Below are 14711 nucleotides of genomic sequence, written 5' to 3' on the forward strand. Positions count from 1 at the left end.
CGTCTGCCCGTCGTATCCTGACAAATCTGTTACAATTCACACATCTGAAACCATCCCACCACCATGAAACGACGCCACCTCGCCCTCGCGCTCACCCCATTGCTGCTCGTTGCCTGCGGATTTCACCTCAAAGGCACCGCACGCGGCGACAACCGCCTGCGCGAACTGCAACTGGACTGGCCGAACGGCGTCGATGGCGAACTCGACAGCGCACTCAAAGCCGCACTACAACAACAAAACATCACCCTGCGCGCCGGAGCGCCGCTGCGCGTCCAGCTTGACCCGACCGACCGCCAGCGCGTGCGCACCGCCATCGGCGGCACAGGCGACACCCAGGAAATCGAACTTATCGACAGCATCCACGCCCGCCTCGAACACAACGGCACCGCCCTTGGCGAACAAACCTTCAGCAGCCGCAGCAACGTGCGCTACCGCAGCGACACCTACCTCGGCAGCAGCCAAGAAGAAATCGAGGCGCACCAACAGCTTGCGCGCGACAACGCCGACAAACTCATCCGCTACATGAACGCTCGTATCCGATGAACCTCGCCGCGCAAGACACCGCCCACTACCTGAAACAACACCCGCTGCCTGCCGTCACCCTCATCTACGGTAGCGAAGCGCTGCTTAACAGCGAAGCCCTGGACGCCGCCCGCGCCCGCGCCCTTGCCGACGGTTACGACGAACGCCAGCGCCTCTACGGCGACAGCCGCATCGACAGCCTCATCCAGGAACTCGAAACCCCGTCGCTCTTTGCACCGAAGCGCCTGCTCGAACTCCACCTGGACGCCAAAAAAACCGACAAGGCGACCAGCGACATCCTGCGCCGCCTCGCCGAACTGCGCCTGGAAAACAGCCGCCTCATCATTTTCGCGCCCAACCTCGACAAACCGCACACCACCGCTTGGTACAAAGCACTCTTCAGCCAAGGCAACCTCGCCATTGCAAGCGCGGCGCTCTACCCGCCCCAATTTGCCAAACAAATCGCACAACGCCTGCAAGCGGCCAAACTGCGCCTGACCGAAGCCGCCTACGAACTGCTCGTCGCCAACTGCCAGGGCAACCTCTTTGCCGCCAAACAGGCAATCGAGCGCCTCACCATCCACCCGCAGGCACAAAACATCATTGACGACACCCTGCTCACCGAACTGCTGGACGACTTCTCCCAATTCAACACCTTTGCCCTGAGCGACGCCATCCTCGGCGCCGACTGGCCGAAAGCGCACCGCATCGCCGCCCGCCTGCAAGCGGAGAACCCGCGCGATACCACCCTCATCACCTGGCTCTTGCAGCGCGATGCCAGCCTGCTCATCGGCCTGCACAACGAAGCACAAAACAGCCACGGCGCGCTCTACAAACAATACAACATCTACGACAGCCAACAGCGCCGCTACCAGACGGCGCTTGCCAAACACCCGCCGGGCGCGCTGCGCCTGCAACTGCGCCTGGCTGCCAAACTCGACCGCATCACCAAAGGCGCCGAACCCGGCGACTACTGGCAGACCCTGAAACAACACCTAATAAACAACCAACAACGACAACCCGCATGAGCTACGTACCCCCGCGCAAAAAACGGCGCATTCCGCTAGAGCTGGAAACCGGCCGCCCCTACCAAGGACGCATCATCAACTGGAATGACGAAAAAGGCTACGGCTTCATCCAGCTCATGCCCGGTCACGAAAACCTGTTCTTCCACATCAGCACCTTCGCCTACCACCACCGCCGCCCCGCCGCCGACACCGCCGTTACCGTCCTTGCCGTTCCCGGACAAAAAGGCGGCTGGCAGGCAAGCCGCGTCCTCCTGCGCGAACACGAACAAGCCATCATGGAAGAAGGCATCTACGACATCGCCGAAAACAGCCAGCCGAAAAAACTCGAAGGCTACCTCTACGCCTTCCTTGACGTCCTCTACTTCCTCGGCCTGACCCTCATCTCCATCCCGCTTGCCATCGGCAGTGCCATCATCAGCGTACTGACCGTGGCGCTCTACCGCTACGACAAACGCGCCGCCGAACAAGGCACACAGCGCATCCCCAACAGCGCGCTGCATCTGGCAAGCCTCTTGGGCGGCTGGCCGGGCGCGCTCATTGCCCGCCCGCTTCTGCGCCACAAACTCAACCAAAAACGCTTCCGCGGCTTCTTCTGGGCAAGCATCGTCGCCAACTTCGGCATCCTCTACACCCTCATCGCCTACCTGCCGCCGTACAGCCCGCTGGTCAACTTCTAACCCGAACACATCCCAGGAACCCCATGAACGCCAACGAACTCAAAACCCTCGTCCTCGCCAGCCTTGAAGACCTCAAAGCGGTGAACATCCAGACCATCGAACTTGCCGGCAAAACCGACATCGCCGACTACATGATCGTCGCCAGCGGCACCTCCGACCGCCACCTGCACGCGCTCGCCGGCAAAATCCACGACGACAGCAAAGCCGCAGGCCATCCGCCGCTTGGCATCGAAGGTGAAGACAGCCGCGATTGGGTACTGGTCGATCTGGGCGACATCATCGTCCACCTCATGCGCCCGGAGACCCGCGAACTCTACGCGCTGGAAAAACTGTGGTCGCTGCCGCCGACACGCGCCTAAAGCGACATCGTAGGGGCAGTTAGCCGTAAGCGCCTGCTCGTCTGCCGCAAAAAAACCGCCTGACGCCTTCCCACAACCCTAAGCACAGCTTACAATCCCTGCTCCCCCCACAACCGGAGCATCCCATGACCGACGCAGATATCGCCCGTCAGGCCACCATGCAGCCCATCAGCGCTATCGCCGCCAAAATCGGCATCCCTGAAGACCAGCTGGAACACTACGGCAAATACAAGGCGAAAATCCCGCCGCAAAGCGGCACGCCCGGCAAACTCGTCCTCGTTACCGCCATCAACCCCACCCCCGCGGGCGAAGGCAAAACCACCGTTACCATCGGCCTCGCCGATGCGCTGAACCGCCTCGGCAAGCGCACCGTCATCGCCCTGCGCGAGCCCTCGCTCGGCCCCGTTTTCGGCATCAAAGGGGGCGCTGCGGGCGGCGGTTACGCGCAAGTGCTGCCGATGGAAGACATCAACCTGCACTTTACCGGCGATTTCCACGCCATCGGCGCGGCCAACAACCTCCTCGCCGCGCTCATCGACAACCACATCCACCACGGCAACGCGCTCGACATCGACCCGAAACGCATCACTTGGCGACGCGCGGTCGATATGAACGACCGCCAACTGCGCCACATCATCAGCGGCCTCGGCAAAACCGTGGACGGCACCTTGCGCCCGGATGGCTTTGACATCACCGTGGCGAGCGAAGTCATGGCCGCCTTCTGCCTCGCGCGCGATCTTGCCGACCTGAAAGAACGCCTCGGCGCGATGATCGTCGCCTGGAACCGCCGCGGCGAACCGGTGTACGCCCGCGACCTGCAAGCGCAAGGCGCGATGGCGGCGCTTTTGAAAGACGCCATCAAGCCGAACCTGGTGCAAACCATCGAAGGCACGCCGGCGCTGGTGCACGGCGGCCCCTTTGCCAACATCGCGCACGGCTGCAACAGTCTCATCGCCACCCGCAGCGCCTTGGCGCTTGGCGATTACGCCGTCACCGAAGCGGGCTTTGGCGCAGACCTTGGCGCGGAAAAATTCATCGACATCAAGAGTCGCAAGGGCGGACTCAAACCCGACTGCGCCGTCATCGTCGCCACCGTGCGCGCGCTGAAATACAACGGCGGCGTCGCCAAAGACGCGCTCGGCACGGAAAACGTCGCCGCGCTGGAAAAAGGCCTGCCCAACCTGCTCAAACACATCGACAACCTGAAAAACGCCTTCGGCCTGCCGGTCGTCGTCGCCATCAACCGCTTCCAGAGCGACAGCGACGCCGAACTGGCGCTCATCGAAAAAACCTGCGCCGAACGCGGCGTGAAAATCGCCCTGTGCGAAGTGTGGGCGCATGGCGGCAAAGGCGGCGAAGCGCTCGCCCGCGCAGTCATCGACACCTGCGAGCAGGGCGCAAGCCGCTGCGCGCCGCTTTATCCGGACGACCTGCCGCTTACCGAAAAAATCCGCACCATCGCGCAGAAACTCTACGGCGCAGCGGACATTGCCTTGAGCGACGACGCACGCAAAACCTTGCAGGATTTGGAAAAACTGGGCTACGGCAACCTGCCCGTCTGCATGGCGAAAACCCAATACTCGCTCTCGGACGACCCGAAAGCGCTCGGCTGCCCGCAAGGCTTCACGCTAAACATCCGCGAAGTGCAGATTGCCGCCGGTGCGGGATTTGTCATCGCCATCACCGGCGCCATCATGAAAATGCCGGGGCTGCCGAAAGCGCCCGCCTCCAACAACATCGACGTTGATAAAGACGGCAACATCAGCGGCCTGTTCTGACCGCCCTGCCACAAAAAACGCGCCACCCGGCGCGTTTTTTATCCTTAATCTTTTAGAACAGCACTTTGCGTGTATCACTATCCGCCTGAAACCCTGTAAACTGCCTCCAGATTCATCTCACCGAAAGGAGTCTCCATGAACGACAATATCCTCGCCAACCTCCAGCGTGCGCTGCGATTCACTTTCAAATCCGGCAATCTCATTTATATCGTAGGTATCGCCGTCATTCTTAGTATCAGCATGAATATCAATGCCAGCCATATGCTTGAGCAAGCCGTTACCAGACAAGAACTCACACCGAGTCTTTTTGCAATGCTGGTTCAAATGGTCGCGGGGGTCATTCTAATATGCAAAGTACTGGATAATACCGGCCGCTTGCGCTTAGGCTTGGATAATGAAGAAATTTCATTAAATCCGGTCAGCGTTGTGAGTCTTAGTTTGCCGCTCCGTTACACAGGCATCATTATGCTGTTTGGTTTCGTAACAGGCATTATTGCTGCCATCCTGGGCAATATCATCAGTAACCAAATCGTATTTGGCGCATTTATTATCGTATTGTTTCCCCTGACACCAGCAATGCTGCTCGCCATGCTGGAGACAGAAACCGCAGGTGCTGCATTTTCCAGCCGCCCATTAGCTCACGCCATCTCTGAAATTGGCACGGTGAATTACATTGTGGCTTTGCTGATTGCCGGTATTACTTTCCTGATTTGGTGGGGCGTTACCCATTTTTGGCTAGAGCCTGCTTTGCAACAGAACCTGGTAGGAAATCTTCTTGAACAGGCATTCTCTGGTAAAAAGTCCTTTTCCCTGCCAATGGTGTTTTATATTTACAGCTTCATTTCCAGCTTGAGCATTATGCTGCTCGCCTTTTTCAACCACCATTTCTATGCCACCTTTTTCCCGCGCGAAGATGATGAAGACGGCGAATACGGCATGGATATCTCTGACCGCGAAGGGATAACCGCGACGCTTGCTGAACATGGCGTAAGCGCTGCGCCCCAAGCAGAAAAGAAAGCCGCCGAACCCCTGCCCGATTTCAGCCTGCTTACTGACGCGGACACCAGCAACATGGGCATTGAAACGCAAAAAGCCTTTGCCCTCGCCCTCGCCCGCGCCGATGCGCTGCTGACCAGCAACAAAATCGACGCCGGACTCGCGTTACTCGCGCCGTTCGCCGATGAAAACCACGATGCGGCCGCCTATTTCCCCGCCTATCAGCGTATTTACGCGCTAAAGCCGCAGTACGACTTGCTGCACCGCCTTATTGCCGCTGCCGCGCGCGGGCATCAGCCGAGTTTTGACCTCATCCGTCCGGAGCTGGAAAGCATTGATCCGGCGACATTACCCGCTGACAGCGTACTGCCGCTGGCGCAATTTGCCGCGCGGCAGCAGCACTACAAAACGGTGCTCGCCATTACCCGCCAGTTTGCGAAGAATCACCCCGAACATCCGCAACTGATTGATAACTATATTCTTGCTGCGCGTGCGCTGGCGAAAATCGGCGCGGTGGACAAGGCGCAGCAACTGCTGCAACAGATGCTCACCCGTTTCCCTGACCATGCCAAGGCGGCGCAAATACGCCACACGCTCAAACTGTTACAGGAAAAAACCTGAGCTGCTGCTTGGCATACATCGCGCTTATCTTTAACGCATTGTTACCACCAAAACAATCTACTGAAAAACAACACAAAAGGATTTTCCATGCACGACAACACCGCCTTGGGCTATTTGCAACGCAGCCTGCAATACCTGTTCCGCCCCGGCAACCTGCTTTATTGCGGCGCGCTTGCCGCCGTCTTTATCGCCCTGCGCCTGCTGGGTGATGAGGGGCTTGCGGGCGTGGGCATGTTCATCTGGTTCGCCGCTTTTGCGCTGATTGCCGTTTTCGCCTGCAAAATGCTGGACAGCATCCAGCGGCTCATCCTGGGGCTGGAAGCCGAGCCGGTACCGCTGGACGTGCTGAGCAAACTGCCGAAAAGCGTCGCCATTGAAGCGGTCATCACCGTCATCTTCTACGGCGTCATCATCTACTTCATCCAGCTGCCACTGGAAGGCGAAAGCCGCGCGTTTGCCTTCAAGACGGCGTCCGTCCTCCTCTACGCGCTCGCCCCTGCCATCGTCCTCGGCCTGCTGCAAGGCGAGGGGCTGCGCGCGGTTTTCAACCCCGCCGCGTGGAAGCGTGCCATTCACGACATCGGCATCGGCCGCTATCTTATCGCGCTGCTCGTTCCCTTCCTGTTTGCGCTGCTCATCCTCGTCATCTACATCCTGTTTGCCCGCCTCATTCTCCCGGCGAAAGCGCTAAACCTTTACAACAGCACGAGCGGCGCCTATGGCGCGCCAGTCATTGTGTACATCGTCATCATACTGCGCGGCCTCATTTTTGCCGCCCTGCTGGCGCTGCCGTTGCTTTACTTCTCCTGGTTCTACCCGCCGCCCGCCGAAACCATTGACCCCGCCAAGCTCGACATCGACGACAGCGAACTCGCCCACATCAACATGGACGACGCCCTGCTTGCCGAACTCAACCGCCTCAAGGCGGAAGAAGAACGTGTGGCACAGCGTCACCGCCGCGCGCCGCCGATTGACCTCAACCTGCTGCGCGAAGCCGATACCGAACACATGAGCGCCGAAGAGCAGCGCACCTTTGCGCAAGAATTGATGCAGGCGGATGTATTCATTCGCCAGGGCGAGAACGAACAAGCCATCGCCCTGCTCGAAAAATACACCGACGGCCTGCACGACACCAACCACTACCTGCCCGCCTACAAACGCCTGCAACAGCTTTACCGCCGCCAGAACCGCCTTGACGACATGCAGGCCATGGAAATCCGCCTGATAGAGGCGACTGCCAGCGGCAACCCGCACAGCTACGCCGCTATCCATCACGTGCTGGACGAAACCCCGGACGGCGTGCTGCCAGCCGACTGGATTCTGCCGCTGGCACAAACCGCGGCGGGCAAACAACATTATGACACCGTGCTCAAACTGACCCGCGGCTTTGCCAAACACCACCCCGGCCACCCGCACATCGTCGAAAACTACTTCCTGAGCGCGCGGGCGCTGGCGAAAAAAGGCGAGCGCGACAAAGCACAACAACTGCTGCAACAACTGCTCGCCCGCTATCCCGACCACGCCAAGGCCATACAAATCCGCCGCACCCTTGAGCTGATGCAGCAGCGGGGCGCGTAGGGGGATGCGCCAGCCTGACCGCTTCAGCCGCAAAGCCCTGCCGACGCCGCCATGAGCTGCTGGCAAACCCTCGGCATCGCGCCCACCTCCGACGAAGCCGCCATCAAAAAAGCCTACGCCGCGCGCATCCGCGAACACCGCCCTGACCGCGACCCGGAAGGCTTCCGTGCCGTCCGCGCCGCTTACGAAGAAGCGCTGCGTTTGCGCGCGTACATCCGCCCGCATCACGAAAAAAAAATGCAGCGCCGCCGTGCGGCAGAAGCCGCGCCGGATGCGGCTTCGGAAGCGATGGCCGACCAGAACCCGCCCGCAGCAGCGGAAACACCCCATACCCCGCCCGATACTGCCTATTACGGCTACATCGCCACCCTGCCGGCGGAAATTACCGAAGCCCTGCGCGAACCGGAAAACGTTGCCTACCTTGAGCGCCCCGTGCCGCATGAACGCGAAACCGCGCCGCATGAGTACCACGACCGCCCTGCCGATGCCCGCGAAAACCCCGCCGCGCTACTCGCCCGCCTGCAAGGCGAATGGCAGGACGCGAGCGACGACAAACTGCTCGCCATCCTGCAAGCACAAGCGGACGAAGCGGCGCTGCAACACATCGACCTGCGCATCGACTACCTTGACGCCCTGCGCCAGCACCTTGCCAGCCGCGACCATCTGCCGCGCAGCACTGTCTGGGCGGGCGAACAGTACCAGCTGCACCGCAGCCATGACACGGAATACCGCCGCCGTTACCTTGCCGCGCGCGTCGCCCTGAACCAGCCGCCGGAATTCATCCACTCCCCGCGCTACGCCGCGCTTGCCGACTGGCTGCAACAAAGCCCGTGGCGCCGCCGCCTTGCCCTCTGGCGCGACTGGACGGCATCGCGCGAACACCCCGCTTACCGCCAATGGCAGGCGCTTTACCATGACCTCGCGCCGCAGTTGCGCAGCGCCTCCGCGCCCGGACTTGATCGACAACTGTTTTACCGGCGCAGCCTGCTCGTCGCCACCAGCCTTGCGCTGGCAGGCATTGCCAGTCTCGGAGGCAACACCGCCGGCGTCGTCCAGATCCTCCTCGTGCTGTTTTACAACATCTATCTGGCGACCAGCGACTTCCCCGAATACGATCTGGCCAAATACCACCTCTACCGCAGCAGCCCGCCGCTGCGCACCCTCGACCACGCCTACCACCCGCTGCCCTACGGCGCCTACTGGCTGCTGGCAGACCTTGCCGTCATCGCCCGCACCCTGACCGTGCCGGAGCCGCCGTGGACGGGCTTCGCCGCGCTGTGGTTCATCCTCCGCTTCTTCCAGACCCTGTGGTCGCTGAAACGCGCCGTCCTCGTCGGCTGGCAACCGCAGGATGTGCCCGACGCCGCCCAGCCGCTGATGACCACCGCCATCCAGCTCGCCTGCCTTGGCCTGTGGTTGCCCCGCGCGCTCAATGGTGAAGCCATGCCGTTGCTGTACGCCATCACCGCCCTGCTCGGCATCGGCCTTTACGGCCTCTGCTGGCTGCGTCTCCCCGCCGACCAGTCGGCACAGCGCCGCACCATGCTCGATCTCGCCCCCGCCGTCCTCATCCCGCCGCTGGCATTCCTTGGCGACAGCGACCCGTATTACAGCGCCGGCGCACTCCTCCTCGCGCCGCTGCTCGCGCTCGCCCTCTATTACCAATATAGCCCGCGCTGGCGCGACGTGCTGCCGCTGACCGCCTTTGCCATCGCCGTAGAAACCACCGCCGTCTTGTACCTCGGCGCGAGCCTTCATCGCCTCGGCGCATGGAGCGCCGCGCACGGCATCGGCTACCTGCCCGTCTTCGTTCTTGGCGTGCTGCTGGCGTTGCACTACCTCGCCTGGCTCTTGCAAGGCTTTGCAGACGATGAACCGCTGCGCGGCTAAAACCAAGCAATTACCCTGACCCCCCATGACCTGCTGGCAAACCCTCGGCATCGCGCCCATCTCCGACGAAGCCGCCATCAAACAAGCCTACGCCGCGCGCATCCGCGAACACCGCCCCGACCGCGACCCGGAAGGCTTCCGTGCCGTCCGCGCCGCTTACGAAGAAGCGCTGCGTTTGCGCGCCTACATCCGCCCGCATCACGAAAAAAAAATGCAGCGCCGCCGTGCGGCAGAAGCCGCGCCGGATGCGGCTTCGGAAGCGATGGCCGACCAGAGCCCGCCCGCCGCAGCGGAAACACCCCATACCCCGCCCGATACCGCCTACTACGGCTATATCGCCACCCTGCCGCCGGAAATCACGGAAACCCTGCGCGAGCCGGAAAACGTCGCCTATCTTGAGCGCCCCGCGCCGCATGATTACCGCGACCGCCCTGCCGATACCCGCGAAAACCCCGCCGCGCTACTCGCCCGCCTGCAAAGCGAATGGCAGGACGCGAGCGACGACAAACTGCTCGCCATCCTGCAAGCACAAGCGGACGAAGCGGCGCTGCAACACATCGACCTGCGCAGCGACTACCTTGACGCCCTGCGCCAGCACCTTGCCAGCCGCGACCATCTGCCGCGCAGCACCATTTGGGCGGGTGAGCAGTACCAGCTGCACCACAGCCATGACGCGGAATACCGCCGCATCTATCTCGCCGCGCTGGTTGCCCTGCGCCAGCGTCCCGCCTTTGTCGCGGCGCTGGCGCCGCATTATCCCGAACTCGCCGCCTGGCTGAAGCTGTCGCGCTGGCAGCGGTTCTGCGCGCGCTGGCAGGACTGGCGGGTAGAAAGCGAACTTCCCGCACACCGCCAATGGCACGCCCTCCTTGCCAGCCTGCAAAGCGCGCTGCTTCCTTACCATCAGGCGTGGCGCCGCCACCTGCGCCTGTTCATCATGAGTGCGCTACTGCTGACTGCTGTCATCGCCATTTTCACCACGCCGAACCCGATTCCGGGCATTTTCTGGACAATCGGACTGCTGACTAACCGCGATTGGTGGGTGCCGTCACTCGACCCCGTCCATAACGGCAAACGCCTGCTGTTCCGCGCCTGCCCGCCGCTGCGCGGCCTCGACCAAGCCTACCGCCGCTTCCCCTACTGGCTGCGGTGGCTGCTGGCAGACATTGCTGTCATCACCCTAAGCATCGACAACGACGCGACCACGCCCGTCACCATCCTTTGGCTCATCATTCGCGCCTTTTACCTCCTCTGGCAATACAAGCGGGTCATCGCCGCGCAAACGCCGCCTGCTTTTGTGCCGTCGCGCAGCCTGCTGCTATTCATTGCCCTGACCTGGCTTGCCTGCACGGCCTTCAGCCTGATACCGAACGGCGACCCCGAGCGGTTTCCTGTCGCCTTCGTTAGTAGCGTCGCGCTCTACCTGTTCTGCTGGTGGCGCGTTCCCGTCGCTCACATCACCGCACGCCGCGCCTTCCTTGACCAAGGTGCGCTCACCATTCCCGCCGCCTTCATGTTTGTGAATGGAGACGCACCGACGCTCTGGCCGCTCATCATCTGCCCGCTGCTGGCGCTAACCCTCGGCTACCATTACCGCTGCTATGCGCTGCCCCGTCTGCTGCGCCGCCTCGAACCGCTGGGGCAAACCCTCGCCCGCTTCGCCTTGCTCGCCATCCATCTGCCTAACGCCATTGGCATCGGCGCCTTCGCCTTGCGCATCTATCAAGACAGCGGCGAATGGGTGATGACTGCTTTTATCCTGCTCTGCCTGCTGCACGCTATCGCCAGCATTGAGTACCATCTGAAACACCCTGCCTGACCACGAAATGCCCATGACCCCCACCGACTTCCTCGCCGCCCTCCTCCCCGCCCGCCTCATCCCTGGCGAAAGCGGAGCCGCCTACGCACCCGCCAACATCGCCCTCGCCAAATACTGGGGCAAACGCGACCGCGCGCTCAACCTGCCGCTAAACGGCAGCCTCTCCATCTCGCTCGGCGCGCTCGGCACACACACCACCGTCCGCGCCGCCGCAAACGATCGCATCACCTTAAACGGCACGGACGCCGCAGCGGACAGCACCCTGCACCGCCGCACCTTCGCCTACATCGACCTGTGGCGGCGCGGCGCGGCGCAACCGTTACACGTGGAAACCACGAACACCATCCCCACCGCCGCCGGACTGGCCTCCAGCGCCTCCGGCTTCGCCGCCCTTGCCCGCGCGCTCGCCCGCTACTGGCAGCTCGACCTGCCAGAAGGCGACCTCTCCGCCCTTGCCCGCCTCGGCAGCGGCAGCGCGGCGCGCTCGCTCTGGCACGGCTTCGTCAAATGGGAACGCGGCACGCGCGACGACGGGCGCGACAGCATCGCCGCGCCGATTGCCAGCGACTGGCAGGAACTGCGCATCGCCCTGGTAGAAATCGACAGCGGCGCGAAAAAAACCGCGAGCGGCGACGGCATGAACCACACCACCGCCACCAGCCCGCTCTATGCCGCCTGGCCAGCGACCGCACAAGCCGACCTCGCCGCCATTGAAGCGGCCATCCACGCGCGCGACTTCAGTGCGCTCGGCAGCGTGGCGGAGGCGAATGCGCTCGCCATGCACGCCACCATGCTCGCCGCGCGCCCGGCGCTGTGTTACCTGCAAGCGCAAACCCTCACCACCCTGCACCGCCTGTGGCAGGCACGCGCCGAAGGGCTGGAAATTTACGCCACCATCGACGCCGGGCCGAACGTGAAAATCCTCTGCCGCGCCCGCGACGAAGCGGCGGTGCGCGCAATCTTCCCGCAGGCGCTGTGGGTCAATCCCTTCCAGTCGTGAGCGCCTTTCCCTAGGGGCTGTTTACAATTCAGCGAACTAGCCCCTCTCCCTCTGGGACAAGCATTGCTCTCGTAGCGACAAGTATTGCTTGCGCAGCAAGAGAGAGGGGGTGGGGTGAGGGCTGCGAATGTGAAAATGCAGACATCTGTTCATAAACAACACCGCTCACCCCCTCCCCAACCCTCCCCCGGGCCCCATGCAAAATGCGGACGCATTTTGCATGGGTACCCGCCCGCTGCGGGCTTCACCCTGCGGGGGAGGGGGACTCAAATTGCAAATAGTCCCTAACGAAAACCCACGCACCATCCGCCCCCGCCCCGCTATAATCTCCGGCAAAACCACAACGAACCACAATAAACCACAGCCGGAGCCCCCATGCAGCGAAACGCCTCCGCCCTCCCCTTCCTCCTCGCTCTTGCCATCACTCGCGCGCACGGTGAAGCCCTCTTTACCGACCCCGTCGCCACAAACAGCGCTAACGCGCCGCTCATCTGGCTGAACCGGGAAACCACCGCGGCGACCACCCTTACCCTCACCCGCGAACCGGATGGCGGCGACACCATTGCCGTCATCCCGGCCGGCGGCAGCATCACCGCGCTCATGCGCGACGCCGACGGCCACACCCTCGCAAAAACCCCCTTCGGCATCACCGGCTGGGCGCAGGCACAGGCGGGCGAAGACAGCGGCGAAACCTTCCCCGCGCTGGCGCTGCGCCACGACGACACGCTCAACATCGACCTCTACTACCACCCCCAACTCGGCAAACCGCAGAACAACCACTACTACTACAACGAAGCCGAGCCGGACACCCCCTCGCCCGGCCTGCCGCCCGACCCAGCGGCGGACGAACCGGCGCCGCATTACACCACCTACGATCGCCTGCTCGAAACCGCACTCAAAGCGGACGGCGCGCGCTACCACATCGACTGCTCAGCCGGCGCCAGCGGCGATTACCACTGCCTGTTCCTGAATGCCGCACAAGGCAAAATCCGCCGCACCAACGTCGCCGGATTGCCCGGACAAACCTTCTACATACCCGGCAACGGCGCCATCTACAGCGACACGGACGACAGCAACAGCCGCTACTACCGCGTCCGGCAAAAATGGACACTACACAACGGCGAAATTCAGGAAAACGAACAGCCTTACCACTACCTCGGCCTTGCCAGCCAATACCGCGGCATCCTCAAAGCCGACAGCGGCGCACACGACCGCAAAACCCCGCTGCGCCTGCTGGAGCGCATCGGCGGCAAAAAAACCGTGGCAAAAATCGCAGCGGGCGAGCCGCTGCGTATTCTCCTCGCAGACCCGAACCAGCCTTGTGCCAAAGACGCACAACTGGGCGACAGCGACCTTTGCGCCGACCTGTGGCTGCTCATCCAAAACAAAGACGGCAAAACCGGTTGGGCGAAAATCAACTACCAGCGCGACACCCCCGACCTTGAAGGACTGCACCCCTTGGCAGAATAGCGCTATCGCAGAAGGCATCCGTCGCACACATCACCAAGCTATCTGCGGGAAACGGCATTTGAACCGCCTCTAAAACCGTGGGAGATAACGATACAGACATATCTGTCCGCTATAATGCGAAGAATTTGCAACAACCCGCGAGGCTCAAATGACCGCAAAAATCACCCCGGACATGACCGTCCTCTCCGAAACCCTGCTCATCCCGCTCTGGGCAAAAGCCGTCGAACAAGAGCGCGAGGAGCGCCTGCTCACCGACCCCGAAGCGCCGCGGATGCTGGCGCAAATCGACTACGACTTCAGCAAATTCAAAAACATCGTCATGTCGCAAGTTGGCTGCTGTGGCCGTGCGCAAATCTTTGACAACGAAGCACGAAAATTCATCGCCGCCCATCCCGACGCCGTCGTCGTCCAGCTGGGTGCCGGGCTGGATGCACGATTCGAGCGCCTTGGCCGTCCCCAAATCACCGCCTGGTACGACCTTGACCTGCCGGAAGTCATCACCCTGCGCCGCCAGCTTTTGCCGGAAAGCACAAACCACTACTTCGCCATTTCCCTGTTTGACGAAAGCTGGATGCAAACCGTCGCCGCCCACGGCAAGCCGGTGCTGCTGCTGTGCGAAGGCGTGCTGATGTACTTCGATACCGATACCGTCAAGGACTGGCTGGCCACCCTTGCCCGCCACCTGCCGCAGGCAACGCTGGTGTTTGACATCGTGCCGCCCGTCCTCGTCGGCAAGGCAAAACGGCACGACGCCCTCGGCAAAATGGGCAAAGAAGCGCCGGAATTCAAATGGTCGCTCAAAGATAACCGCGAACTGGAACAATGGCTGCCGGGGCTGAAGCTGGAAGCAGAAACCGAGCTAAGCCGCGTTTGTGGCCATCGCTACCTGCTCATCGCCCGCCTGATTTATGCGACCAAATGGGGACGGCGCAAGATGGATCAGCATATTGTGCGCGTGCGGCTACCTTGAATG

At 62.0% G+C, this 14711-nt stretch carries 12 protein-coding genes; all 12 read left to right on the forward strand.

The genetic code is table 11. The annotated features are described in order from the left end of the window. The first annotated feature begins 63 nt into the window (after positions 1-63). The 12 genes from EL199_RS02480 (at position 64) to EL199_RS02535 (ending at position 14708) form a co-directional block, all read left to right on the forward strand. Entirely contained in the window at positions 64-543 is a 480-nt protein-coding gene (locus tag EL199_RS02480) for an LPS-assembly lipoprotein LptE (protein WP_004140622.1), read from the forward strand. Next, complete coding sequence (gene holA / locus EL199_RS02485; protein WP_004140621.1) at positions 540-1550, forward strand: DNA polymerase III subunit delta; 1011 nt, start codon at positions 540-542, stop codon at positions 1548-1550. The genes EL199_RS02480 and holA overlap by 4 nt, the downstream gene beginning before the upstream one ends. Then, positions 1547-2227, forward strand: coding sequence for a cold shock and DUF1294 domain-containing protein (locus EL199_RS02490; protein WP_004140616.1), 681 nt, complete (start codon positions 1547-1549; stop codon positions 2225-2227). Before holA ends, EL199_RS02490 begins: the two co-directional genes overlap by 4 nt. A 23-nt stretch (positions 2228-2250) precedes the next feature. Further along, on the forward strand, positions 2251-2586 hold the full coding sequence (rsfS, locus tag EL199_RS02495) for a ribosome silencing factor (protein WP_004140615.1): 336 nt from the start codon (positions 2251-2253) through the stop codon (positions 2584-2586). Between the two features lie 125 nt (positions 2587-2711). Beyond that, positions 2712-4364: a formate--tetrahydrofolate ligase gene (locus tag EL199_RS02500; RefSeq protein WP_004140614.1), complete on the forward strand. Its 1653-nt coding sequence runs from the start codon at positions 2712-2714 to the stop codon at positions 4362-4364. Between the two features lie 135 nt (positions 4365-4499). After that, positions 4500-5981 (forward strand): tetratricopeptide repeat protein, encoded by a 1482-nt coding sequence (locus EL199_RS02505; protein WP_004140613.1) that lies wholly within the window; start codon positions 4500-4502, stop codon positions 5979-5981. Positions 5982-6068: 87 nt separating this feature from the next. Next, entirely contained in the window at positions 6069-7559 is a 1491-nt protein-coding gene (locus tag EL199_RS02510) for a tetratricopeptide repeat protein (RefSeq protein ID WP_004140611.1), read from the forward strand. A gap of 51 nt (positions 7560-7610) precedes the next feature. Then, positions 7611-9449, forward strand: coding sequence for a J domain-containing protein (locus EL199_RS02515; protein WP_004140609.1), 1839 nt, complete (start codon positions 7611-7613; stop codon positions 9447-9449). Positions 9450-9474: 25 nt separating this feature from the next. Then, positions 9475-11268 (forward strand): J domain-containing protein, encoded by a 1794-nt coding sequence (locus EL199_RS02520; protein WP_004140606.1) that lies wholly within the window; start codon positions 9475-9477, stop codon positions 11266-11268. A 13-nt stretch (positions 11269-11281) separates the two neighbouring features. Then, positions 11282-12268, forward strand: a complete 987-nt coding sequence (gene mvaD, locus EL199_RS02525) for a diphosphomevalonate decarboxylase (protein ID WP_126315971.1) — start codon at positions 11282-11284, stop codon at positions 12266-12268. Positions 12269-12643: 375 nt separating this feature from the next. Continuing rightward, positions 12644-13738, forward strand: a complete 1095-nt coding sequence (locus EL199_RS02530) for a hypothetical protein (RefSeq protein ID WP_004140601.1) — start codon at positions 12644-12646, stop codon at positions 13736-13738. A gap of 148 nt (positions 13739-13886) precedes the next feature. Next, positions 13887-14708 carry a class I SAM-dependent methyltransferase gene (locus EL199_RS02535; RefSeq protein ID WP_004140599.1) on the forward strand — a complete coding sequence of 274 codons (822 nt, stop codon included), beginning with the start codon at positions 13887-13889 and terminating at the stop codon, positions 14706-14708. The last annotated feature ends 3 nt before the right edge of the window (positions 14709-14711 follow it).

Origin of the sequence: Cardiobacterium hominis (assembly GCF_900637305.1) — a bacterium.
Taxonomy (GTDB): Bacteria; Pseudomonadota; Gammaproteobacteria; order Cardiobacteriales; family Cardiobacteriaceae; genus Cardiobacterium; species Cardiobacterium hominis.